Origin of the sequence: Paenibacillus sp. VMFN-D1 (assembly GCF_003386155.1) — a bacterium.
Taxonomy (GTDB): domain Bacteria; phylum Bacillota; class Bacilli; order Paenibacillales; family Paenibacillaceae; genus Paenibacillus_AQ; species Paenibacillus_AQ favisporus.
On sequence record NZ_QRDU01000004.1, the window covers coordinates 430990 to 453916 of the forward strand.

The window sequence follows — 22927 nt, forward strand, 5'->3', positions numbered from 1 at the left end:
GAGATTTACGTCATGATGCAGCCGATCATCTCGTTTCAACAATACAGCTTTAAATATAAAAATCAGTCGGAGCCCACGCTGAAGGATATTACGCTGGACATTTATCCCGGAGAAAAGATCTGGATCGCCGGTCCCAGCGGCTCCGGTAAATCGACCTTGGCCCATTGTATCAATGGGCTTATTCCTTTTACCTACGGCGGAGACATCCGCGGCAGTCTGAGCATTGCCGGACGGAATCCTGCCGAATTGAGCATTTTCGAGCTGAGCCGCACGGTGGGGACGATTTTGCAGGACCAGGACTCCCAGTTCGTGGGCTTAAGCGTGGCCGAGGACGTGGCGTTTGTCATGGAAAATAAAGCGATGCCCCGCGAGCAAATGAAGCGGGAAACGGCCGCTTCCCTGGAACGGGTCGGCATGCTGGAATATATCGACCACAGCCCTTACGAGCTGTCGGGCGGACAGAAGCAGAGCGTGTCCCTGGCCGGTGTGCTGTCGACGGATGCGGAGGTGCTGCTGTTCGACGAGCCGCTGGCCAACCTCGATCCGGCGGGCGGGCGCAAAGCAATGCAGCTCATCGACGACATCCACCGGCAGGGCGGCAAAACGGTCATCATCATCGAGCACCGGGTGGAAGATGTGCTGCAGCAGCCGATCGACCGGATCGTGCTGATGAAGGACGGAGGCATCGAGGCGGTCGGTACGCCGGACGAGATTCTGGCGTCCGGCCTGCTGCGCGGCTGCGGCTTGCGGCCGCCGCTGTATGTTGATGCGCTGCGGTATGCCGGCGTATCCCTGGACGGTGTTCAAGGCCTCAGCCGGCCGCAGCCGCTGGGCATTCCCGGCCTTGGTGAACGGTTGGATGGATGGAGCGAACAAGCAGCCGCACAAGCGCCGTCACAGCCTGCAGAACCGCTGCTGGACGTACGCGGGCTGACATTCGGGTATGAGCCCGGGCAGCCGGTTCTTAAGGATGTGTCGCTTCAAGTCGGCGCCGGAGAAATCGTTGCGCTCCTGGGGAACAACGGGGCGGGCAAATCGACACTGTCCCAGCTGATTACGGGCATTCTGAAGCCGCAGTCCGGCTCGATGTCTTATACCGGCCAGGATATGGCCGCATGGTCGATCCGCCGCCGGGGTGAAGCGATCGGCTATGTGATGCAGAACCCGAACCGGATGATCACGCAGCATATGATCGCGGACGAGGTTGGCCTCGGCCTGAAGGTCCGCGGCGTACCTGCCGCTGAAATCAAGGAGCGGGTCGCGGGCGTTCTGCAGACCTGCGGGCTGTATCCTTTCCGCAACTGGCCCGTTTCCGCGCTCAGCTACGGCCAGAAGAAGCGGCTCAGCATCGCCGCGATTCTCGTAATGGCACCGAAGCTGATGATTTTGGATGAGCCCACGGCCGGGCAGGATTATCGGCATTACCAGGAGTTTATGGATTTTATCGAGCAATTGGCCGGACAAGGCATCGCCTTCCTGCTCATTACGCACGACATGTATCTGGCCTTGGAGTATGCGCAGCGCGCCGTGGTGCTCAGCGGGGGCGAGGTGGTCGCCGCCGACACGGTCGCCTCGGTGCTCAGCCGTCCGGAGGTGACGGAGCCGGCCCATTTGAAGGAGACGTCGCTGTCCCTTTTTGCCAAAGCCAACGGCCTGGCTTCGCCGGAGCGGTTTGTACAGGCTTTTATCAACGCAGAGAAGAAGGAGAAGAAGGGCCATGAATAGAACGGGCAGCCTCTATGTCACGGGGAACTCGCTGTTTCACCGGCTGGACGGAGCGGTCAAGCTGGTGCTGTTTATGGCCTGGACGGTCATGACGTACATGTTTCTGGACCTGCGGGTGTTTGTGCTGATGCTGGTTGTCGGGATTGCGCTGCTGGTAACGGCAGGGATTCCTTTTAAAAAGATGGCGTTTTTGTTTTGGCTGATGATTATTTTCACGGTACTGAACGGCATCTTTATTCTGCTCATCACGCCGACCTTCGGCACACGGCTGACGGGGACGGATACGCCGCTGATTCCGCTCGGCTATAACACGATCAATGCGGAGACGCTGTTTTATGTGCTGACGCTGTCGGCCAAATATTTGACGCTGCTGCCGATTACGATCCTGTGCATTTTTACCACGCAGCCTAGCGCATTTGCCGGCAGTTTGAACCGGATCGGAGTCCCTTATAAAATCGCCTACGCCGTCAGTATTGCCCTCCGCTATATTCCGGACCTGACGGAAGAATTCCGGAGCACGCTGAACTCGATGCAGGCGCGCGGCATGGGGATTACGAAAGAGGACGGCAGCATTGCGCAGCGCCTGCGCAACCTGGCGGCGGTCGTCGTTCCTGTGCTGCAGTCCGCGCTGCACCGGATCGATTCGGTGACCAACGCCATGGAGCTGCGGGGCTTTGGCACGCAGAAGAAGCGCACCTGGTACAGCGGCAAGGAGATGGAAGGGCTGGACTGGACGTTAGCCGTGCTTGGCGTGCTGCTGCTGGCTGTGGGCATTTGGCTGAAGGTGCGGGTGCTAAAAGGATTTTGGTATCCTTTTTAGGGATCGTCTGGCAAATGATCTGGCAATGGGGCCCGGAGAATCCGGGTCTTTTTCGTTGAAAGCTTGATTGCCTGCGTCTGCGGCATTGGTTTTCGCAGCTTTCATTCATTTTGCCGCCTTTTCGTTTTCACACGATCGCTGCATCTTTATCCTTACGCACTTTACTCTCCCCGGTTCGTTTCGTCCCAGCAGCATGGCGAAATGAGGGCTTAAGCCGGGCATCCGATCGTAAAGTCCAATCCTTGCCGCTCCGGGGGTTCTAATATATAATGGGTAGGATTGAGAGACGTCTGTTTAACTATTACCTAAATAGGAGTTGTCATATAAATGGCTTTGAAAGCAGGGATCGTTGGACTGCCGAACGTCGGCAAATCCACGTTGTTTAACGCAATTACCCAGGCGGGCGCCGAATCCGCCAACTATCCGTTCTGTACGATTGATCCAAACGTCGGGGTTGTCGAAGTTCCGGACGAGCGTCTGGATAAGCTGACCGAGCTGGTTCAGCCGAACAAAACCGTCCCGACCGCTTTTGAGTTCGTCGATATCGCCGGCCTGGTTCGCGGCGCGAGCAAAGGGGAAGGTCTGGGCAACAAGTTCCTCGCCCATATCCGCGAGGTGGATGCGATCGTGCACGTGGTGCGCTGCTTCGAGGACGAGAACATCACGCACGTGGACGGCAAGGTCAACCCCGTCAGCGACATTCAGACCATTAATCTGGAGCTGATCCTGGCCGACCTGGAGAGCGTGGAGAAGCGCATTGACCGTTCGCGCAAAAACATGAAGGGCGGCAACAAGCAGTACGCCCAGGAAGTTGAAGTGCTGGAGCGCCTGAAAGAAGCGCTGTACAATGACCAGCCAGCCCGCAGTGTCGAGCTGTCGGACGAAGAGAAAGTGATCGTGCGCGATCTGCACCTGCTGACCCTGAAACCGGTTCTGTACGCGGCCAATGTCAGCGAGGACGGCGTGGCTGATGCGGACAGCAATCCGTACGTGCAGCAGGTCAAGGACTTTGCGGCAGGCGAGAACGCCGAAGTCGTTCCGATCAGCGCCAAGGTCGAGGCGGAAATCGCCGAGCTGGAAGGGGAAGACAAGGAAATGTTCCTGGAGGAGCTCGGTCTCGAAGAGTCCGGCCTGAACCGTCTGATCAAGGCGGCTTACCGCCTGCTCGGGCTGTACACGTACTTTACGGCAGGCGTGCAGGAAGTGCGCGCGTGGACGATCCGCAAAGGAACGAAGGCGCCGCAGGCAGCCGGCGTCATCCACACCGATTTTGAGCGCGGCTTTATTCGTGCCGAAGTGGTCTCCTACGACGATCTGATCGCAGCCGGTTCCATGAACGCCGCGAAGGAACGCGGCCAGCTTCGCCTGGAGGGCAAAGATTATGTCGTTGCGGACGGCGACGTGATGCATTTCCGTTTCAACGTGTAAACGTGAAACGTGTAATGGATACGAACATTTGGATTTCGAGTAAGCTCATAGTCAACGTAAAACCGCCATTCCCCGGGTAACCCTTGGAATGGCGGTTTTTTGGTAGGGCTGAGTGGTCAGTTATCCCCGTCCTACCCAGCGCGAAAGGCCGATTATCGCTTGAGCTTGCGACGCTCACAGTCCCTTAATGATTCACGGTAATGCTGCCGTTGGACGTAGCCAGCCCCACGGTATACTGTCCGTCCCCCAAGGTGGCCGTGGCGCGGGAGTCGCTCTCATCCACCCAGCCGATGTTGCCCTTGATGGAGGAGTTGGACGTCTTGGCGGTCAGCTTGGCGCTGATGTCCTCGGGAACGGTCAGGTTAATGCTGCCGTTTGAGGTTTTTACGTCCCAATTGCCGGCGATGCCGCTCTCGCCCCGAACGGCGCCGTTGCTGGTCCGGATGTAGACCGGGCCGCCAAGCTGGTTGGCCGTCACCGCACCGTTGCTGGTCACCAGCTCGGAAGGGCCGTTGATGTTCGTTGCTACGATCCGGCCGTTGCTGGTCTTGGCCGACACCTTGCCCTGGATATCCTTTACGTTCAGGGTGCCGTTCGACGTTACGGCCGTTAGTCCGGCATGAAGCCCGGAAGCGTCGATGGTGGAATTTTTCGTATGCACTTCCACTTCGACGGACTCCGGAACCTGGAGGTTAAAGTAATCTTCTGGCATCGACCAGCCGCCGATCAGGACGATATCCGGCTGGTGTTTATCCAGTGTCAGGGTCAGCGTGTCTCCCGACGTTTCCGACTTCCAGTGCTGGTTCGTCCATTTGTCGGCATTAGCCTGGGAGGATTCGGTGCGCACGCGGACTTTTCCCTCATAGGCAATATTCGAACCTTGAGCTTCCGTTACGTTGACCTTGCCGCTGTCGAGGAAAACTTCCACCCGCTTGATCTCTCCCTGCGCCGGAACCGATCCCTGCACGGCGCTGAGGTAACCCTTGTTAAAGAGGAACGTCCAGTCGGGGTAAATCGCCTGGGCTCCACTGACAATCAGAAGCAGAATCAGGATCGTGACGCTTCCGCCGCCCAGACGAACCCGCTGGTTGGCATGCACGACATTGGAAATGACAACTTCAATGCCGAGCAGGATGAGCAGGGTGGGCCATACATATTTCAGAACTTCAAAGCTGATGAATTGATTCATTTGAAGAATGATGATGACCCCAAGGCCGATCAATCCGATGGCGGTGGTCCATTTGCCGATCTTTCGGACCGGCGGGCGCGTCTCAAGCGGTGCGGTCACAGATGCTCACTTCCCTTATGGTTTGGTCTTTTGCCAAGCAGCCACATGCCGTAAACGATCAGGCCGACGGCCAGCAGCACGCTGGTAATATTGCGGTTCAGCAGCCATTCCCACAAGCCGGGGAAGACGCCGACGAGGAGCACGAGAATGCCCATGCCGATGCAGGTCGCCCCGATCCAAAACGGATGGACCGCCGATTCCTTCTGATATCCGTTCATTTGAATCCAGTCACGCTCGGTCCAAGGATAGCCGAAGGTATCCTGGCCCATCATCATCCGCTCATGCTCCATGGCCGCGGCTTTCATCCAGCTCGCCTTCTGCAGGGCGTCAAACAGCTGGTAGAACCACAGAATCGCCAGAGCGAACGGAAACAGCATCGGAATCGACGGGATGAGGATGATGCAGACGCAGGCGCCGATCATGTACTGCAGTCCCTGTTTGGCGAATCCTAAATATAAATGGCCGAGGCCGGGAATCATGGACAACATAAACGTGAGCCATCTACTTTTTCTAATCATGGGTTACCCTCCTTAAATATGTGCTCCATTCGAGTGGATAAATGCTGCGTGGCCTCCGTCAGCCCGTTCCCCAGATGCTCGAAAATTCCGAATTGGAATAAGCAAAAGGTCAGGCAGGCCGCAAGCCCGAAATGGGCCAGCTTGGATTTCTGCGACTCGCGGGGCCGGCTTCTTGGCAGCGATCTTACCGCCAGCGGCGGCATTTGACGGACTTCCTCCATCACGCCGGCAACGATATCCGGCATATCCATGACCGGATCTGGATTCCCCCAAATTTGGGACATCTCCGTAATTTCCTGATACCAAGCCTGGCATTCCGGACACTGGTTCAAATGCTTTTCGATCAAGAGGGAGGTTTCGGGCGGCAGTTCATGGGCGGCGTAAGCGGCCATCTGGTATTGAATGAGTTCGCATTTCACCTGAGCTCCTCTCCTTTCTGACGCATCATTTGTCTGGCACGGTATAACTGGGACTCAACGGTTTTGGCGGTAATGCCCCGCCTCTTGGCAATCTCCTGATAGGAGCATTGTTCAAAATAATACATCTGCACGGCCGACTTATACGGCTCTTGCAGCTCATCGACGATTTGACGGATCCGGCTGTTCGTCTCTTCGGAGAGGACGATCTTCTCGGGTGTCTCGGCGGTTACCCAATCGTTTTCGTTAACCTCTCCCATCGTCCTTCGCGCCTGTTCCCTTTGGTGGGCCCTTTTCCAGTCCAGGCACTTCCGGACGGCGATTTGATACAGCCAGGTGGAGAAGGAGGATTCTTCCCGAAAAGCAGGCAGGGCCGAATATGCCTTAAGGAAAATGTCCTGCGACAAATCTTTCGCCGAGACGCTGTCGGCGGTCATTTTCAGGCATACGTGGTATACCATGCTCTGGTACCGCTGCACCAGAAATTTATAGGCTTCCGGATGGCCGGCTTTGACCGCCCGGATCCACTGCAACTCTTCTTCCAGTCTTCTCCCCTCCTCCCGATACGTTAAGTTAGACGCCGCATGTCGAGGCATCCCTGCAAAGTTTTTAAAAATATTTTTTCAACTGCATTGGCGCCATCTGGCGGCATGTTCTCGGGTCAGGCGGATGAACTCCCCAAGGGCCGGGGACAGCCACTTTCCGGGATGGTACAGCATTTGCGTGGCCACTTGGCAGGGGCTGTCGTCCCAAGGGAGCCGGATGAGCCGGCCGGAGGACAGCTCGTCCTTGACCGCAATGGCCGGGAGCAGGGAGATGCCAAGACCGGACATGACGCAGTGCTTGATCGTCTCGATGCTCCAGAATTCCAGGTCGCTGCTGCTGTAAATCGCGTGGCTGTTTAAATGCTGTTCGAGCAGCAGGCGGTAGCTGCAGTCCGATTCGGTATGGATAAAAGAAACGTCTTTCAAGTCCAGAGTATCGACCTGCGGCAGCAGGGTCAGGGGATGGGCCGGCGGCGCAATGAGCGCCATCGGTTCATGGATGAGCGTCTCCGACTGCAAGTGCGGGTCATCGGCTTCCGGTTCCAGCACGAACACCAGGTCCATATCGCCGGACAGGGCCAATTTCTTGAGCTCCTTGCAGCCGGCGGGCCGAAGAATGATCTTCACGTCCGGATACAGCTCCGTGTATTCCTTAATAATGTCCGGGAGCCGGAACGCCGCAAGAGACTCGGGTGCGCCGATGTTCAGCGTCCCGGAGGGCAGGCTTCCGCCAGCGGACATTTCGGCCAGCGCCCGGTCGTGCAGCTCCAGCAGCTGGATGGCATAGGGAAGCAGGCGCTCGCCTGCGGATGTAAGCCGTACCTTTTTCCCCAGACGGTCAAACAGCTTCGAGCCGACTTCCTCCTCCAGCGCCTGAATTTGCGCTGTGACGCTCGATTGGGCGTAGGACAGGATTTCGGCGGCTTTGGTAAAGCCATGCGTATCCGCAACGGTTCGGAAGGTGTGTAAGTGTTTTAAGTCCATCAATGATCCTCCATGATGCGAAATATGAATTCGTAGCAATCATCAACCATCGGTTCTCCCGATGGAAACGATCAAAATAATCTGTTTTACCTATTCATCTATTATCTGTTAAGCTGTGAGCACTGCACAACCCTAGAATGACCGGTAATCCCTGCCGGTTACACCATTAACAGCAGATAGGATGATCAAATCTATGGCTTCATTAGAAAAAACCTCATTCGAAAAGACTTCTACAGCATCATACTTAACCTCTTCCATTCGGCTGCCTCAAGCCATCGCTTTATATATCGGTTCGGTGCTCGGATCCGGCATCCTGATTGTGCCGGGGCTCGCCGCGCATATCGCGGGTCCGGCCTCGCTCCTGTCCTGGGGTCTCATGACGCTGCTCGTCCTGCCGATGGCCCTTGTCATGGGGCTGCTGTCGGCGCGTTACCCCGATGCCGGGGGCGTGTCCTCGTTTGTCTCCAGAGCATACGGCACCAAAGCCGGGACGCTGGTCGGCTGGTTTTTCCTCATGTCGGTGCCGATAGGCGCACCGGTAGCAGCGTTGACGGGAGCAGGGTATATGACGGCTGCCTTTGGTCTGGGGGACGGCGCCAGAATCGTCATCGCCGCTCTGATGCTGGCTGTGTCTCTGTTCATCAACGTCTTTGGCATGAAGCTGGCCGGCAGCGTGCAGATCTTCGTCGTATCGGCGATCGTGCTGGTGCTCATCCTGGCGATAACCGGTTCTTTTCCCCATATGGAAGCAAGGCATTTCACGCCTTTTATGCCGGAAGGTTGGATCAGCGTCGGCCAGAGTGCGGCCATTCTGTTCTGGTGCTTTATCGGCTGGGAAGCGGTATCGCATTTGTCCGAGGAGTTTGTGGACCCGAAACGGGCGGCGGTGCAGGGCGTGACGGTTGCGGCCATCATCGTCGGCGTGCTGTATTTTCTGACGGCCTTGGCCACGGTGGGAACGCACAGCTATGGGGGGAGCGGCTCGGATGTATCGCTGCTGCTGGTTATTGAAAAGCTGCTCGGTCCGGCAGGGGCCGTCATTGCGGGCTTGACGGGGATGTTTATTTGCACAGCCACGGTCATCTCGTATACCGGCGCTTCGTCGAGGCTGGCTTACGCGCTCGCCCGGGAAGGAAAGGCGCCGGCCTGGATGGGGAAGATGTCGTCCCGATTCCAGACGCCTGTCGGGGGACTGGGCTTCCTGGCGGGCTGTTTCGTGCTCGTGCTCGTTCTGTACGGAACCGGCGCGGTGTCTCTGACCACGCTGATTACGCTCCCCAATGCCACGTTTATTTTGACGTATCTGGGCGGCTGCGCAGCCGGGATCCGGCTGCTGAAAGGCCAGCGGTGGGGACGGACAGTCAGCTGGCTGTCCTTTATCCTCACGGCGGTGGTGTTTCCGTTCGTCGGGTGGGCGATCTTGTATCCGCTGGTCATTTGCGGCGTATATTTTTTGGTAAGTATAGGTCGGAAAAACAAAGCGCAAGCTTAACATAAACAGGCTTTCGGCTATCCTGTTCACCCATGTCGGCTATGGTAAATATGCGCGCACCGTGATATAATAAAAAGTCGTCTACCCTCTATTTTGATAGAGAGCAGCGATAACGATCAGAGCATATATATACCTAGTGTATTTTTTAAATAGGAGAGGTGAATCCCAGTGTTGGACCGATTGCAATCCTTGGCGGACCGTTATGAGAAGCTTAGTGAACTGCTTTGCGATCCTGACGTTGCGAACGACAGTAAGCGACTGCGGGAATATTCCAAAGAACAATCCGATTTGCAGCCTGCATATGAGGCTTATACCGAATATAAATCCGTCATGGAAGAACTCGAATCCGCCAAAGCGCTTCAGGCTGAGAAGCTGGACGACGAAATGCGTGAAATGGTCAAGATGGAAATCGAGGAGCTGACCCAGCGCCGTACTGAGCTGGAGGAACGCATCCGCATTCTGCTCCTGCCGAAGGACCCGAACGACGACAAGAACGTCATCGTGGAGATCCGCGGCGCGGCGGGCGGCGACGAAGCGGCTCTGTTCGCTTCCGACCTGTACCGGATGTACACGCGTTATGCGGATACCCAAGGCTGGCGTGTAGAGCTGATGGACGCCAATACGAACGATCTGGGCGGCTTCAAGGAAGTCATCTTCATGATCAACGGACGCGGCGCCTACAGCAAAATGAAATACGAAAGCGGCGCGCACCGCGTGCAGCGCATTCCGACGACAGAGTCCGGCGGACGGATCCATACTTCCACTTCCACAGTGGCAGTCATGCCGGAAGTTGAAGAGATCGACATCGAAATCCATGACAAGGATATCCGCGTCGATACGTTCTGCTCCAGCGGTGCGGGCGGACAATCCGTCAACACCACGAAATCCGCCGTTCGCGTGACCCATATTCCAACCGGAATCGTGGCCACCTGTCAGGACGGCAAGTCGCAGAACTCGAACAAGGAAAAGGCGCTTCAGGTGCTTCGTGCCCGGATCTTTGATATGATGCGGCAGGAAGAAGAAGCGAAGTATGCCGGTGAGCGGAAGAGCAAAGTGGGTACAGGCGACCGCAGTGAGCGGATCCGCACGTACAACTTCCCGCAAAGCCGGGTGACCGACCACCGCATCGGATTGACGCTGCACAAGCTCGATTCGGTGATGAACGGCGAAATCGAAGAGATCATTTCGGCCCTGAACATTGCGGAGCAGGCGGAAATGATGGATAAAGGGGAATAAGGCTTTGAAGGAAAGCACGTTTGTGATGACGACAAAGCAGAGTATACGGGAAGCCTTTGCGGAGGCTTCCTCTTTTTTAGCGGCGCATGAAGTGATGGAGCCGCAGCGGAACGCCCAGCTGCTGCTTGAGCATGTGCTGGGCCTGTCCGGCGCGTCCTATTACATGGCGCTGCCCGATCCATTCCCGGACGAGCGTCAGCAGGCCTGGGAGGAAGTCATCTCCCGCAAGGCGGCGGGCGAACCGGCCCAATACATTATCGGGGAGCAGGAGTTCTACGGCATCCCCTTTCAGGTGACGCCCGCCGTGCTCATCCCGCGGCCCGAGACGGAGCTGCTCGTGGAGGCCGTGCTGCAGCAGGCCGCGCGGCTGTGGCCGCAAGGAGCGGCACCGGCTGGGCGAGCGGCATCTGCGGCGGAGCAGGAGCCGCCGCAAGGGCAAGGAGCCGGCCGCGTTCCGGGGCCGGCTGACGCGGAGCTGCCGGACCGCGAAGCGGCTCGTCCGGCGGCACAGGGCAGCGCAGCCGCTGCGCCCGGCGGCGGTGCCGGCACCGCGGACGGCCTGCGGCCGCTGGTCGCGGCCGACATCGGCACCGGCAGCGGCGCCATCGCGGTCACGCTGGCGCTGCACGCCCCGCGCTGGCAGGTCTACGCCAGCGACATCTCGGCGGACGCGCTGCGGGTCGCCGCGCGCAACGCCGAAGTAAGCGGCGCCCAGGTTGCCTTCGAGGAAGGCAACCTGCTGGAGCCGTTTGCGGGGCGGCGGGTCGACATCCTGGTGTCGAATCCGCCGTACATTCCTGCGGCCGATATTCCCGGCCTGCAGCCCGAGGTGCGCGACCATGAGCCGCGCACGGCGCTGGACGGCGGAGCGGACGGGCTCGCGCCTTACCGCATCATGATGCAGCAGCTGCCGCTGCTGCAGGAGCCGCCCCGGCTCATCGGATTCGAGCTGGGCATTGGCCAGGCGGGCGAGGTCGCAGACCTGCTCCGCCAGGCGGGCCATTGGGATGAGATTATGATCATCCCGGACCTCGCCGGCATTGAGCGCCACGTTCTCGGCGTCCGCCGGTGATCCCATAATTTTCTTTTTGACCCAATTTCCTCTACAATGGAACTACCTATGTTTTCCCTGGAGGAAAGGATATGCTGCGCAAACTGAAACAATTGGATTTCGCCGTCATGCTGGTGCTGCTCTGCCTGATGGCATTCAGTCTGACTTCCATATACAGCGTCACCGCCGGCCGGCCCAAAACCGATCATTATTCGGTGCGGATGGCCGTCTATTACGTCATCGGCTTTGCAGGGTTTCTGGCGACTTCGCTCGTCAATTATAAGCTGCTGATCAAATATGCACTGTACGTGTATATTTTCGGCCTGATGCTGCTCTTATTCGTCCTGTTTGCCGGTAACGAATACTACGGTGCCCGCGGCTGGCTCACCCTTCCCGGGGGACTCAGCCTGCAGCCGGCCGAGCTGTTCAAGCTGTTCCTGGTCATTTTTCTGTCCAGCCTGCTGCTGAGGAAAAATCGAGACCGGTCCCGCGGCCTGTACTTTTGGCGGGATGTCGTGCCGATGGGGCTCCTCACCTTGGTTCCGCTTATGCTGGTGATGGCGCAAAACGACTTGGGGAACGCGCTCTGCTATCTCCTCATTCTGGTAGGGCTCCTGTGGATCGGCGGCATCCGGTATGTTCATGCGCTGATCGGGTTCGCCGTGGCCTTTGCCGCCATCTTCGGCGGAATTCAGGCTTACATTCATTATCATGACGAGGCGGCGAAGTTGTTCAAGTCCATTGGCCGCGAGCATTGGATCGCACGTTTTGACCCCTGGCTCGTTCCGGACAAAGCTTCCCGTGACGACAGCTGGCAGACCTACAACGCCAAGCTGGCGATCGGGTCGGGCGGCCTGGACGGAAAGGGGTACATGCAGGGGACGACGATCCAGTCCGACGGCCGGGTTCCGCTGGCTTTTGCCGACTCGATCTTCGTCCAGATTGCCGAGGAGTACGGATTTATCGGCTCGTCAGCGCTGCTGCTGCTTTATTTTATTCTGATCCACCGCATGATTCTGATTGCCGCGGACTGCCGCGACAGGGCGGGGCCATACCTGATTACAGGCATTATCACGATGTTCATTTACCAGATTTTTGTCAACATCGGCGCCTTTATCGGTCTGATGCCGCTGACCGGCATTACGCTGCCTTTTATCAGTTATGGCGGCACCTCACTGGTGATCAACATGGTCAGCATCGGGGTAGTGATGAGCGTCCGGATTCACGGGCAGGAGGAAGAGGAGCTGCTCCCGCTGCAGAACGAACCGGCTCCGGCCACAGGAACGGGCAAAATTCTGCGCCTCATCCGGGATGGATTTAACAGGAATTGAATATGGCATGGCTGTTCTATTACAATAGACAGGTACGCATCAGGGGCAACGAGGAGCGGAAGGCTCCGCACAGGAGGATAGCCATGCTTCAAAAGCTGAAAAAAGTGGATTATGTCGTCGTTTTTATTCTTTTGATTTTTATGGGCATCAGCATCATGTCCATTTACAGTGTCACACAGGGGACGAAGTTTGCCGGTTCCCATATTAAAATGATCGAGTTTTACGTGCTTGCCTTCATCGCATTTTTTGGGCTGGTTATCGTCGATTACAAGCTGCTTGTCAAATATGCGCTTTATCTGTATTTGTTCGGGTTGGCCCTGCTCGTTGCGGTTAACTTCATCGGGACCGACGTCAACGGCGCCCAAGGCTGGATCAAGATGGGAAGCTTTAGTTTGCAGCCTGCGGAGCTGTTCAAGCTCATCCTGATTATTTTTCTGACATATATCATTATGCGCAAAAATAAATCGAGGCTCTCGTTCTGGCATGACGTGGTCCCGATCGGACTGCTGACGTTCGTGCCGTTTGCGCTCGTTATGATTCAGAATGACCTCGGGAACGCGCTCAGCTACGTTCTGATTTTGCTCGGACTGCTATGGATCGGTAACATCAAGTTTTGGCATGCGCTGATTGCGCTGGTGGTGTTGGGGGCCGTCGCCGTCGGAAGCATTTTTTCTTACATTCATTTTCACGACAATATTGAGAAATTTATGAAGGACATCGGGCGGGAGCACTGGACGGAACGTCTCGACCCATGGCTGGTGCCGGATAAGGCGACGGCCAAGGCGTCCTATCATACGAAAAACGCCAAGCTGGCGATCGCATCCGGCGGCATGATGGGTGAAGGGTATATGAAAGGGTCCTCGGTTCAATCCGGGCGCGTGCCGTATACTTATTCGGACTCCATTTTCGTGGAAATCGCCGAGGAATTTGGCTTCGTCGGTTCATCGGTCGTGCTGCTGCTCTATTTTATCCTGATCCACCGGATGATTCTGATCTGTCTCGAGTGCCGGGACCGGGCAGGGCCGATTCTGATCGTAGGCATTATCGCCATGATGCTCTATCAGATCTTCGAAAATATCGGCGCCTTTATCGGCTTGATGCCGCTGACCGGGATTACGCTGCCGTTTATCAGTTACGGCGGAACCTCGCTGCTGATCAATATGGCGAGCATCGGTATCGTCATGAGCGTGCGCGTTCATGGGGAGGAAGTGGACGACGAGATGCTGACCCCCGCTAAGGGGACTGCTGCTCAAGGCGGACAGGCGAAAGCCGGCATGTGAAGCTGGTGTTTTACAAGAAACGACCGTTTTCGACAAGTTCTCGGACTTGGGAAGGCGGTCTTTTTTGCGGGTTCAAAGCTTATAGAAATACTAGATAAGATGAATTCTAGTTTTTCTTTTCATTCCTTGTTTCCAAGGGGAATACCCGTGCCAAGGTTGGATTTCTTTAATTCAATCTATATATAGATTGCTAGGTTTAGACTCTACCATTCCCGGACATACTAAGAACTATCATAGAATTGTTCTGATAGAGAGGGGCCCGGGGAAAATGGAAAAGACGATGAAGCAGGGGAAATATAGAGGGCAAGACTGGCTGCGCGACTTAGTGAAGGATACCGCCATTATTTTTTGTATTTTGTTTATGATCGCCATGATGTGGGAGAGCCAAAAGACCGACGCGGCCGTGGCCGGCGGGCCGATTCCGCAGGAATCCATCCGCCTGCGCATCCTGGCCAATTCCGATAATCCGGATGACCAGCTGGTCAAACGCGAGATTCGCGATGCCGTAGTAGCGGAGATGAACGGCTGGGTACAGGAGCTTGAGGACCCGCAAAGCCTGGATCAGGCGAGAACGACAATCCGGGAGCATTTGCCGGAACTGAACGATCTGGTGGGCCGTGAGCTGGAGAAGAGAGGCATTCATTACGATTACCATGTTGAACTGGGCATCGTGCCGTTTCCGACCAAACTGTACGGCGGTACAGTGTATCCAGCCGGGAACTATGAAGCACTCCGGATCACACTGGGGGCAGGCAACGGTCAAAATTGGTGGTGCGTGCTGTTCCCTCCGCTCTGCTTCATCGATGCGGCCAGTGGAGATGCTGCGGCTCAGCCTGCCGATGCCAAGGCTCAACCCGCGGATGCCAAGGGTGACACTAAGGGCGCCGTGACCACGGCGTCGGCCAAGGTGACGGATACGGCATCCGCTCAAGCTTCCGGGAAAGCAGCTGCCGATGCTTCCCAGCCGGAAGTTCGCTTCTTCCTGGTAGACATGCTCTCTGGGCTGTGGTCCTGGCTGACGGGGCTGTTCGCTTAGGAACTAACAGTCATCCTGTCCAGGGGCGTGCGTCATGGGGATTTTGCAGATGTGCTATAATAAAACATACCAATTTCGATGACAGGAATGAACAGCGATGAAAGGTTTGAACCAAGGGCAGGATGGAGGAAGCGCTCCTTCCACCCATGATGCAAATAAGAGCCATGCCACACCGGTATGGGATGTGACCGTATTGATGGGACGCAGCACCGCTGCCGCAGAAGCGGAGAGGGAAGCGGTGTCCCGTGCAGAGCAGTCGATCGGCCGGGCAGCCGCCATTCTACGGGATGGCGGTACCGTTGCTTTTCCGACCGAAACCGTCTACGGCCTTGGGGCGGATGCCCGGAATACGGAGGCTGTCGAGGCGATTTTCAAGGCCAAGGGCCGTCCGTCCGACAATCCGCTCATCGTCCACATTGCGGATGCAAGCCAATTGGACGGGCTCGTGACGGAGGTCAGCGATACGGCGCGGCGGCTGATGGCGGCTTTTTGGCCCGGCCCGCTGACGCTGGTGCTGCCGCTTCGGCCGGGCGTGCTGTCCCCGCGCGTAACGGCGGGGCTGGCGACAGTCGGCATCCGGATGCCGGACCATCCGATCGCGCTGAAGCTGATCGGTGAATCCGGCTGTCCGGTGGCGGCGCCGAGCGCCAACCGCTCGGGACGGCCGAGCCCGACGCTCGCGGGCCATGTCGAGGAAGATTTGAGCGGGCTGATCGACGGTATTCTGGACGGAGGGCCGACCGGGGTCGGCCTTGAATCCACCGTCGTGCAGGTCCAGGAAGACGGCGGCGTCACCGTTCTCCGGCCCGGCGGCATTACTAGCGAGCAGCTTGCCGCCGCCTCCGGGACGGCGGTGACGACCGATCCGGGAATCGAACGCTCTCCGGATGAAGAGGAGATCGTCGCACCGAAATCGCCCGGCATGAAATATACGCACTACGCTCCCAAGGGTGCGCTCACCATTGTGCAGGGCGGCACGCCGGAGCAGGTATCCGGCTGGATCGATGAGCAGCTGAAGGCCGCGGCGGGACGCGGGGAGAGAACCGGCGTGATGGCTTTCGAGGAGCATATCGGCCGTTACGCCGCGGATTGCGTGCAGTCCCTCGGCAGTCTTGCCGGACTGGAAGCGGCCGCCCACCGGCTGTACGCCGCTCTTCGCCGCATGGATGAAGAAGGCGTGACGTTTATTTTGTCGGAAGCCTGCCCGGAAGAGGGTCTGGGCGCTGCCATTATGAACCGGCTCCGCAAGGCCGCCGGCCAGCGGGTTGTGCGCTTGTGACCTCTCGCCGCACCTTTTAAGAGACATCATTTACCTCTTGTCCGCATATGGTTGTACAAGAACCTAACGGACATGGGGGAATAGGGATGTTGGAGACTTCTGCCGGTTTAGGGCAGCTGATGACAATCATGATAATGGCCGTCGCATTAGGACTGGATGCATTCTCTCTGGGCGTAGGAATCGGCATGAAAGGAATCCGGCTGCTGCATATTCTCAAGATCAGTCTGCTGATCGGCCTTTTCCATGTGTTGATGCCGCTGCTGGGAATGTTTATGGGATATTACGTCAGTTCGCTGCTTGGACAAGTAGCCGCCCTGGTTGCCGGCGGGCTGCTTGTGCTGCTGGGCGGGCACATGGTCCTGAATGCCTTCAAAACAAGCGAAACGCGAATGGTGGATCACCGCTCTTTGCTGGGGATGCTGCTGTTTTCGCTCAGCGTCAGCATTGACTCCTTTTCGGTAGGCGTATCCCTGGGGATGTTTGAGAGCAACCGGATTCTGACCGTGCTGGCTTTCGGGATCTGCGGGGGCGCGATGGCCGTGCTTGGACTCCTGCTCGGCAGGAGGGTAAGCCGGAATCTCGGCGAATACGGGGAGGCCCTTGGCGGCGCGATTTTGCTGGCATTTGGCCTCGCCTTTATCTTCTGATACAATATCGGCAAAGACACTTCGGGAGGTGCTAGAGACGTGAAGCATATTTTGTTTGTCTGTACGGGTAACACGTGCCGCAGCCCGATGGCCGAAGCTCTGCTTCGCAAGCTGGCCAAGGAGCGCAGCGTTCCGCTCGAAGTCCGTTCGGCCGGTGTGGCCGCCCTTGAAGGGACACCCATCTCGCGTCATGCGGAAGCGGTGCTGCGGGACCACGAGATCGATGAGCATTTGACCGCCAAGCCGCTCAGGGCCGACACGGTGGATTGGGCGGATTTGATTTTGACACTGACCCAGGGGCATAAGCAGCATGTGATCCGGAGCTTTCCGCTCGCGGCTGACAAAATTTATACCCTGAAGGAATACACCGAAGATGACGAGAACGTGATCAAGGACCTGCAGGAGCTCGACAGCCTGTACGCCACCTGGGAAATGAAGCGGGCGCTCGGACAGCAGCTGGAGGACGAGGAACGGGAGCGGCTGATCGAGATCCAGCAGCGGATCCCGAGCTTTGATATTTCGGACCCGTTCGGCGGGTCCCGCGATGATTACGATGTTACCGCCGCAGAAATCCGCGCCGCTATCGAGCGGCTGCTGGATAAGCTGGAGGCGTTCCGTACATTTTAAGAAACAAGCTTAAATTGGCACTTGGGCAGGAGCCTAGGCCTGAAAAAATGGAGTAAATTTGCAGATTGATTTTCATCGCGTCATGCTTTATGATGAAGGTGAAAAACATCGGTTCCGGTGTAACTGGCGACAATGTGGATCCAACCACGATGGAGCACCGGAATATACGGCCGGTCGCCTGGGCAAAAGAGCAATTCTGCGGAATGATCCGCGGACTGCTCTTTTTTTCGTCTAGTGGCTGCAAATGAGTTATAATGGTACAAGAAGTCACGGGAATACCGGGGAGCGCTAGATTCGTTTCTCTGTATTGCGCGAAATTTTAGGAGGTTTTTCGAAAGATGAAAATTGCTGTTGGAACAGATCATGCGGGTATACGTTTGAAAGAAGACATCATTGCCGTGATCGAAGGAATGGGGCATCAAGTTGCGGATGTGGGATGCGGATGCACGGATTCCGTGGACTATCCCGACTATGCTCTCCCTGTGTGCGATCTGGTTACCAAAGGCGAGGCCGACCGGGGAATCCTGATCTGTGGAACAGGCATCGGCATGAGCATTGCGGCGAACAAGGTTCCGGGCATCCGGTGCGCCTTGGTCCACGATGTGTTCTCGGCGATTGCCACAAGGGAGCACAACGACTCCAACGTGCTGGCGATGGGCGAACGCGTCATCGGTCCAGGTCTGGCCCAGGAAATCGTCAAGGCGTGGCTGGGCACGGAGTTCAGCGGCGGCGAGCGTCATGTCGGGCGCGTGAACAAGATTAAAGCGATTGAAGAGCGGTATCTGCACAATTAGGGAGGTTTTCTCATGGAAAGCATGTCAGGTGGCAGTCCATTGGAAGTTTCGCTGGGAGAACAGGTATCCCAAATTCTTCATGAGCTGGTGGAAGCCGCGGGGCTTGGCCCTGGTAAGGTACTGGTTGTCGGAACGAGCACCAGTGAGGTGGCCGGGAAACGCATCGGCACTTCCGGGGCACTCGGGGTTGCTGAGGAGCTGCTGCAGGCGATCGGCGAGGTCCGGGCCAAGTTCGGCTTCGACACGGTGTTTCAGTGCTGTGAGCATTTGAACCGGGCGCTGGTGATGGAGCGTTCCGTACTGGAGCGCCTTCGTTTAACCGAGGTCGCCGCCGTTCCTGTTCCGAAAGCGGGCGGCTCTATGGCTGCCGCTGCTTACCGTTCCATGAAGGAGCCTTGTCTGGCCGAAGCGATCGAGGCTCACGCGGGCATCGACATCGGCGAGACGATGATCGGCATGCATCTGCGGCGTGTGGCGGTACCTTTCCGCCCGACCCTGCGGTATGTGGGGCATGCGCGCGTGAATGCGGCCTACACGCGGCCCAAGCTGATCGGCGGCGAACGGGCGGTGTACCGTCTGGATGAAGAAGCCGGAAGAGCCGACCGTGACGGCGGCAGTTCAGATCTTTGCGATTAACATGAGCGGATGATTAAAGTGAACATTTTATTTTGAATTCCAATAAGGGAGGAACTATTAACATGGATCAATTGCGTAAGAAGGACCCGGCTGTACTCGAGGCCATGAATTTGGAACTGAAGCGTCAGCGTGCAAACATCGAGCTGATCGCATCGGAGAATATTGTCAGTGAAGCGGTTATGGAAGCCATGGGCTCCGTCCTCACGAACAAATACGCCGAAGGATATCCGGGCAAGCGGTACTACGGCGGCTGCGAGCGCGTCGATATCGTTGAGGATATCGCCCGTGACCGTGCGAAAGAACTGTTTGGAGCCGAGCATGCCAACGTGCAGCCGCACTCCGGCGCTCAGGCCAACATGGCCGTATACCTGGCAGCGCTAAAACCAGGGGACACCGTACTCGGGATGAACCTTGCCCATGGCGGACACCTGACGCACGGAAGCCCGGTGAACGCATCCGGTCTGCTGTACAACTTCGTCGCTTACGGGGTCCAGGAAGATACGTTCCTCATCGATTATGACGAAGTCCGCAAGCTTGCGTTCAAGCATCGTCCGCGCCTGATCGTCGCCGGTGCGAGCGCCTATCCGCGTACGATTGATTTCGAAGCTCTCGCTTCGATCGCCAATGACGTAGGCGCGCTGTTCATGGTCGACATGGCTCATATCGCGGGCCTAGTTGCGGCCGGGCTTCATCCGAACCCGGTGCCTCACGCCCATTTTGTTACGACGACAACGCACAAAACGCTCCGCGGACCGCGTGGCGGCATGATTCTGTGCAAGCAGCCATGGGCTGCGGCCATCGACAAGGCCGTGTTCCCGGGCACGCAGGGCGGTCCGCTGATGCACGTTATCGCGTCCAAAGCCGTAGCCTTGGGCGAAGCGCTGGACCCATCGTTCAAAACGTATGCCGAAAACGTGGTGAAGAACGCCAAAGTATTGGCTGAGACGCTGATCAGCGAAGGCCTGAACATCGTATCCGGCGGCACGGATAACCACCTGATGCTGGTGGATACCCGCAGCGTAAACATTACAGGGAAAGACGCCGAGAAGGTGCTGGACTCCGTCGGTATCACCGTCAACAAAAACGCCATTCCGTTCGATCCGACCAGCCCGTTCGTCACGAGCGGAATCCGGATCGGTACGCCGGCTGCGACTTCCCGCGGCATGGATGAAGCGGCTATGGTGACAATCGGCAAGATCATCGCTATGACGCTGAAGGCGCCTAAGGACGAAGCCGTGCTGTCCAAAGCAGCGGCGATGGTGAAGGAACTGACGGATCAATATCCGCTGTATCCTGAACTGAACTACTAATAGGACACCGATCTTGAGAAGTATAGGTCTGTGAGAATATAAGGGACTGGGGAATGTTCTCCGGTCCCTTTTTTTAGAGATAAGAAAAATAGAGATATTCCGAGGTTTCGAGGCTAACCATCCTGATCTCGCAAAAGAAACTCCCGCTAAACGCGGTCTGTTTTCTGAGAATGAATGCCGATAAAACGTTTTTCTTTTCGCTCTCAAAAGCCGTATAGGTCAATAAACCTTTCTGTCGTCACAGCGGATGTGTGCCTTCACACTCTTAGAGTGGCTTTTATATAGTAGTTCAGAGGGAGCTGCTAGATTTAAGACTGGTAGATGCGAAGGGCAGATGTCAGATTGGCGGGTCTTTACGGGGTGTTTACAACATGCCGGTTCCCTTGCGCGGTCTTTCGGTTAACGTTTAAGCCGGCTGATCTTTGGGCCAGAATAAACATATCTTTCTTGGGTGCAAAATCATTTCCAGGAATGATATAATAAATAAGATTTGTGTACTTGCATGTATCGTATGCGAATGGGCATCTAACTAACCGGCAATGACAGCACTTAGACTTACGATTTAACCGGAGGGACTAACATGGGAAAACTGGTGATTTGTGATCACCCTTTGATTCAACACAAACTGACATTTATCCGCGATGTGCGGACGAACACGAAAGATTTTCGCGAACTGGTCGATGAGGTTGCTTCCTTAATGGCTTACGAAATTACACGCGAGGTTCCGCTCGAGTCGGTCAAGGTGCAGACACCCGTCGCTGAGATGGACGGCAAGGTTCTGGCGGGCCGCATGCTCGGCCTGATTCCGATCCTGCGCGCCGGGCTCGGCATGCTCGACGGCATGCTGAAGCTGATTCCCGCCGCCAAGGTGGGACATGTCGGCCTGTTCCGCGATCCGGAAACGCTGCAGCCTGTCGAGTATTACACGAAGCTGCCGACGGACGTGACCGAGCGCGAGCTGATCGTCATCGATCCGATGCTGGCGACCGGCGGATCGGCTATTGCCGCGATCGACGTCCTGAAGAAGCGGGGGTGCACCCAGATCAAGATGATGAACCTGATCGCCGCGCCGGAAGGAGTCAAAGCCGTACAGGAAGCCCATCCTGACGTGGACATTTATGTAGCTGCCCTGGACGAGAAGCTGGACGATCACGGTTATATCATTCCGGGACTGGGAGACGCCGGAGACCGGCTGTACGGAACCAAGTAAGGAGAGGGAAACCATATGTCAAAAATTAAAGTGATGACGATCTTCGGGGTGCGCCCGGAAGCCATCAAGATGGCTCCGCTCATCTTAGAACTGCAGAAGCATCCCGAGCATATCGAATCCGTCGTCTGCGTAACGGCCCAGCATCGTCAGATGCTGGATCAGGTGCTCGAGGTGTTCAAGATTACGCCGGATTTCGATCTGGACGTCATGAAAGAGAATCAGACGCTGAACGAGGTGACTATCCGCGTTCTGCAGGGCCTGGAGCCGGTTTTGAAAGAGGCCAAGCCTGATATCGTTCTGGTGCACGGAGACACGCTGACGACCTTCCTGGCCAGCTATGCGGCCTTCCTGCAGAAGATCCAGGTAGGACATGTCGAAGCGGGCCTGAGAACGTGGAACAAGCTCTCCCCTTATCCGGAGGAGATGAACCGCCAACTGACCGGCGTGCTTGCCGATCTTCATTTTGCCCCGACGGACTGGTCTGCAGGCAACCTGAAGAAGGAGAACAAGAACGAGTCCCACATTTACGTGACCGGCAATACCGTTACCGACGTATTCCAGTACACCGTCAAGTCGGATTATCACCATCCGGTGCTCGACTGGGCGCAGGGCAAGCGGCTGATCCTGATGACGGCGCATCGGCGCGAATCGCAGGGCGAGCCTCATCTGAACATCTTCCGTGCCGTGAAGCGGATCGCTGACGAATTCGACGATATCGCCATCGTGTATCCGGTCCATCCAAGCCCGGCGGTCAAAGAACCGGCACATCAAATTTTGGGCAATCATCCAAGAATTAAGCTGATTGAACCTTTGGATGTTGTAGACTTGCACAATTTTTATCCGCATACGCATCTCATCTTGACGGACTCCGGCGGTCTTCAGGAAGAAGCTCCATCCTTCGGTGTGCCGGTGCTGGTGCTCCGTGACACGACCGAGCGACCGGAAGGGATCGAGGCGGGAACGCTCGAGCTGGTCGGAACGGATGAGGAACAAGTGTACGGACGGACGAAGCATTTGCTGACCGATCAGGAGGCCTATAATGCGATGAGCGGCGCCGCGAATCCTTACGGAGATGGCAAGGCATCCCAGCGGATTGTCGACGCGATTTTGCATCATTTTGGCATCAAAAATGAACGTCCGGAACAATTTCACAGAATGTTCACAAAGGAAAGTTAAGCCATATTCTGAGGGCAAAGGGTACAGCATACAGTTAAACTGTACGGTTGACACGGATTTGCGGGCTTTTTGCAGTGATTTAAGTCACATTTCCAGCC

22 protein-coding genes and 1 riboswitch are annotated in these 22927 nt (G+C 56.7%); of the genes, 17 read left to right on the plus strand and 5 right to left on the minus strand.

All coding sequences use genetic code 11. The features are described from left to right. The first annotated feature begins 15 nt into the window (after window positions 1-15). The 3 genes from C7820_RS25790 (at window position 16) to ychF (ending at window position 3973) form a co-directional block, all read left to right on the plus strand. A complete protein-coding gene (locus C7820_RS25790; protein WP_220376675.1) occupies window positions 16-1725 on the plus strand; it encodes an ABC transporter ATP-binding protein in 1710 nt (569 codons plus the stop codon). Continuing rightward, on the plus strand, window positions 1718-2545 hold the full coding sequence (locus C7820_RS25795) for an energy-coupling factor transporter transmembrane component T family protein (RefSeq protein ID WP_116233459.1): 828 nt from the start codon (window positions 1718-1720) through the stop codon (window positions 2543-2545). Before C7820_RS25790 ends, C7820_RS25795 begins: the two co-directional genes overlap by 8 nt. Window positions 2546-2872: 327 nt before the next feature. Beyond that, entirely contained in the window at window positions 2873-3973 is a 1101-nt protein-coding gene (gene ychF / locus C7820_RS25800) for a redox-regulated ATPase YchF (RefSeq protein ID WP_116233460.1), read from the plus strand. A gap of 184 nt (window positions 3974-4157) precedes the next feature. On the opposite strand, the gene C7820_RS25805 is transcribed toward ychF, so the two are convergent. The 5 genes from C7820_RS25805 to C7820_RS25825 form a co-directional block, all read right to left on the minus strand. Beyond that, window positions 4158-5261, minus strand: a complete 1104-nt coding sequence (locus tag C7820_RS25805) for a DUF4097 family beta strand repeat-containing protein (RefSeq protein WP_116233461.1) — start codon at window positions 5259-5261, stop codon at window positions 4158-4160. Beyond that, on the minus strand, window positions 5258-5779 hold the full coding sequence (locus C7820_RS25810) for a hypothetical protein (RefSeq protein WP_076174717.1): 522 nt from the start codon (window positions 5777-5779) through the stop codon (window positions 5258-5260). Before C7820_RS25810 ends, C7820_RS25805 begins: the two co-directional genes overlap by 4 nt. After that, on the minus strand, window positions 5776-6198 hold the full coding sequence (locus C7820_RS25815) for a zf-HC2 domain-containing protein (RefSeq protein WP_116233462.1): 423 nt from the start codon (window positions 6196-6198) through the stop codon (window positions 5776-5778). Before C7820_RS25815 ends, C7820_RS25810 begins: the two co-directional genes overlap by 4 nt. Next, window positions 6195-6728, minus strand: coding sequence for an RNA polymerase sigma factor (locus C7820_RS25820; RefSeq protein ID WP_181909200.1), 534 nt, complete (start codon window positions 6726-6728; stop codon window positions 6195-6197). Before C7820_RS25820 ends, C7820_RS25815 begins: the two co-directional genes overlap by 4 nt. 90 nt (window positions 6729-6818) lie before the next feature. After that, window positions 6819-7724: a LysR family transcriptional regulator gene (locus C7820_RS25825; RefSeq protein ID WP_116233464.1), complete on the minus strand. Its 906-nt coding sequence runs from the start codon at window positions 7722-7724 to the stop codon at window positions 6819-6821. 193 nt (window positions 7725-7917) lie between these two features. Between C7820_RS25825 and C7820_RS25830 the strand changes: the two genes are divergently transcribed. The 14 genes from C7820_RS25830 to wecB all read left to right on the plus strand — a co-directional run bounded on the left by C7820_RS25830 (window position 7918) and on the right by wecB (window position 22829). Next, window positions 7918-9216, plus strand: a complete 1299-nt coding sequence (locus C7820_RS25830) for an amino acid permease (RefSeq protein ID WP_116233465.1) — start codon at window positions 7918-7920, stop codon at window positions 9214-9216. 168 nt (window positions 9217-9384) lie between these two features. Further along, window positions 9385-10452, plus strand: a complete 1068-nt coding sequence (gene prfA, locus C7820_RS25835) for a peptide chain release factor 1 (RefSeq protein ID WP_076174707.1) — start codon at window positions 9385-9387, stop codon at window positions 10450-10452. A 25-nt stretch (window positions 10453-10477) separates the two neighbouring features. Continuing rightward, entirely contained in the window at window positions 10478-11524 is a 1047-nt protein-coding gene (locus C7820_RS25840) for a HemK/PrmC family methyltransferase (RefSeq protein WP_181909207.1), read from the plus strand. A gap of 71 nt (window positions 11525-11595) precedes the next feature. Next, entirely contained in the window at window positions 11596-12834 is a 1239-nt protein-coding gene (locus C7820_RS25845; RefSeq protein WP_116233466.1) for an FtsW/RodA/SpoVE family cell cycle protein, read from the plus strand. 83 nt (window positions 12835-12917) lie between these two features. Further along, window positions 12918-14114, plus strand: a complete 1197-nt coding sequence (locus tag C7820_RS25850) for an FtsW/RodA/SpoVE family cell cycle protein (protein ID WP_076174703.1) — start codon at window positions 12918-12920, stop codon at window positions 14112-14114. Window positions 14115-14427: 313 nt separating this feature from the next. Further along, a complete protein-coding gene (spoIIR, locus tag C7820_RS25855; RefSeq protein ID WP_116233565.1) occupies window positions 14428-15150 on the plus strand; it encodes a stage II sporulation protein R in 723 nt (240 codons plus the stop codon). Between the two features lie 196 nt (window positions 15151-15346). Further along, window positions 15347-16429: an L-threonylcarbamoyladenylate synthase gene (locus tag C7820_RS25860; RefSeq protein WP_258875437.1), complete on the plus strand. Its 1083-nt coding sequence runs from the start codon at window positions 15347-15349 to the stop codon at window positions 16427-16429. A gap of 86 nt (window positions 16430-16515) precedes the next feature. Then, window positions 16516-17076 (plus strand): manganese efflux pump MntP, encoded by a 561-nt coding sequence (locus C7820_RS25865; protein ID WP_089549710.1) that lies wholly within the window; start codon window positions 16516-16518, stop codon window positions 17074-17076. Window positions 17077-17115: 39 nt separating this feature from the next. Beyond that, window positions 17116-17703 carry a low molecular weight protein arginine phosphatase gene (locus C7820_RS25870; RefSeq protein ID WP_076174699.1) on the plus strand — a complete coding sequence of 196 codons (588 nt, stop codon included), beginning with the start codon at window positions 17116-17118 and terminating at the stop codon, window positions 17701-17703. Between the two features lie 109 nt (window positions 17704-17812). Next, window positions 17813-17894: riboswitch (ZMP/ZTP riboswitch) on the plus strand. A gap of 147 nt (window positions 17895-18041) precedes the next feature. After that, entirely contained in the window at window positions 18042-18497 is a 456-nt protein-coding gene (rpiB, locus tag C7820_RS25880) for a ribose 5-phosphate isomerase B (RefSeq protein WP_089549712.1), read from the plus strand. Between the two features lie 21 nt (window positions 18498-18518). Further along, window positions 18519-19133, plus strand: coding sequence for a TIGR01440 family protein (locus C7820_RS25885; RefSeq protein ID WP_116233566.1), 615 nt, complete (start codon window positions 18519-18521; stop codon window positions 19131-19133). 62 nt (window positions 19134-19195) lie between these two features. Beyond that, on the plus strand, window positions 19196-20443 hold the full coding sequence (gene glyA / locus C7820_RS25890) for a serine hydroxymethyltransferase (RefSeq protein WP_116233468.1): 1248 nt from the start codon (window positions 19196-19198) through the stop codon (window positions 20441-20443). A 580-nt stretch (window positions 20444-21023) separates the two neighbouring features. Continuing rightward, a complete protein-coding gene (gene upp / locus C7820_RS25895) occupies window positions 21024-21653 on the plus strand; it encodes a uracil phosphoribosyltransferase (RefSeq protein ID WP_076174689.1) in 630 nt (209 codons plus the stop codon). Between the two features lie 15 nt (window positions 21654-21668). Further along, window positions 21669-22829: a non-hydrolyzing UDP-N-acetylglucosamine 2-epimerase gene (wecB, locus tag C7820_RS25900; RefSeq protein WP_089549714.1), complete on the plus strand. Its 1161-nt coding sequence runs from the start codon at window positions 21669-21671 to the stop codon at window positions 22827-22829. The last annotated feature ends 98 nt before the right edge of the window (window positions 22830-22927 follow it).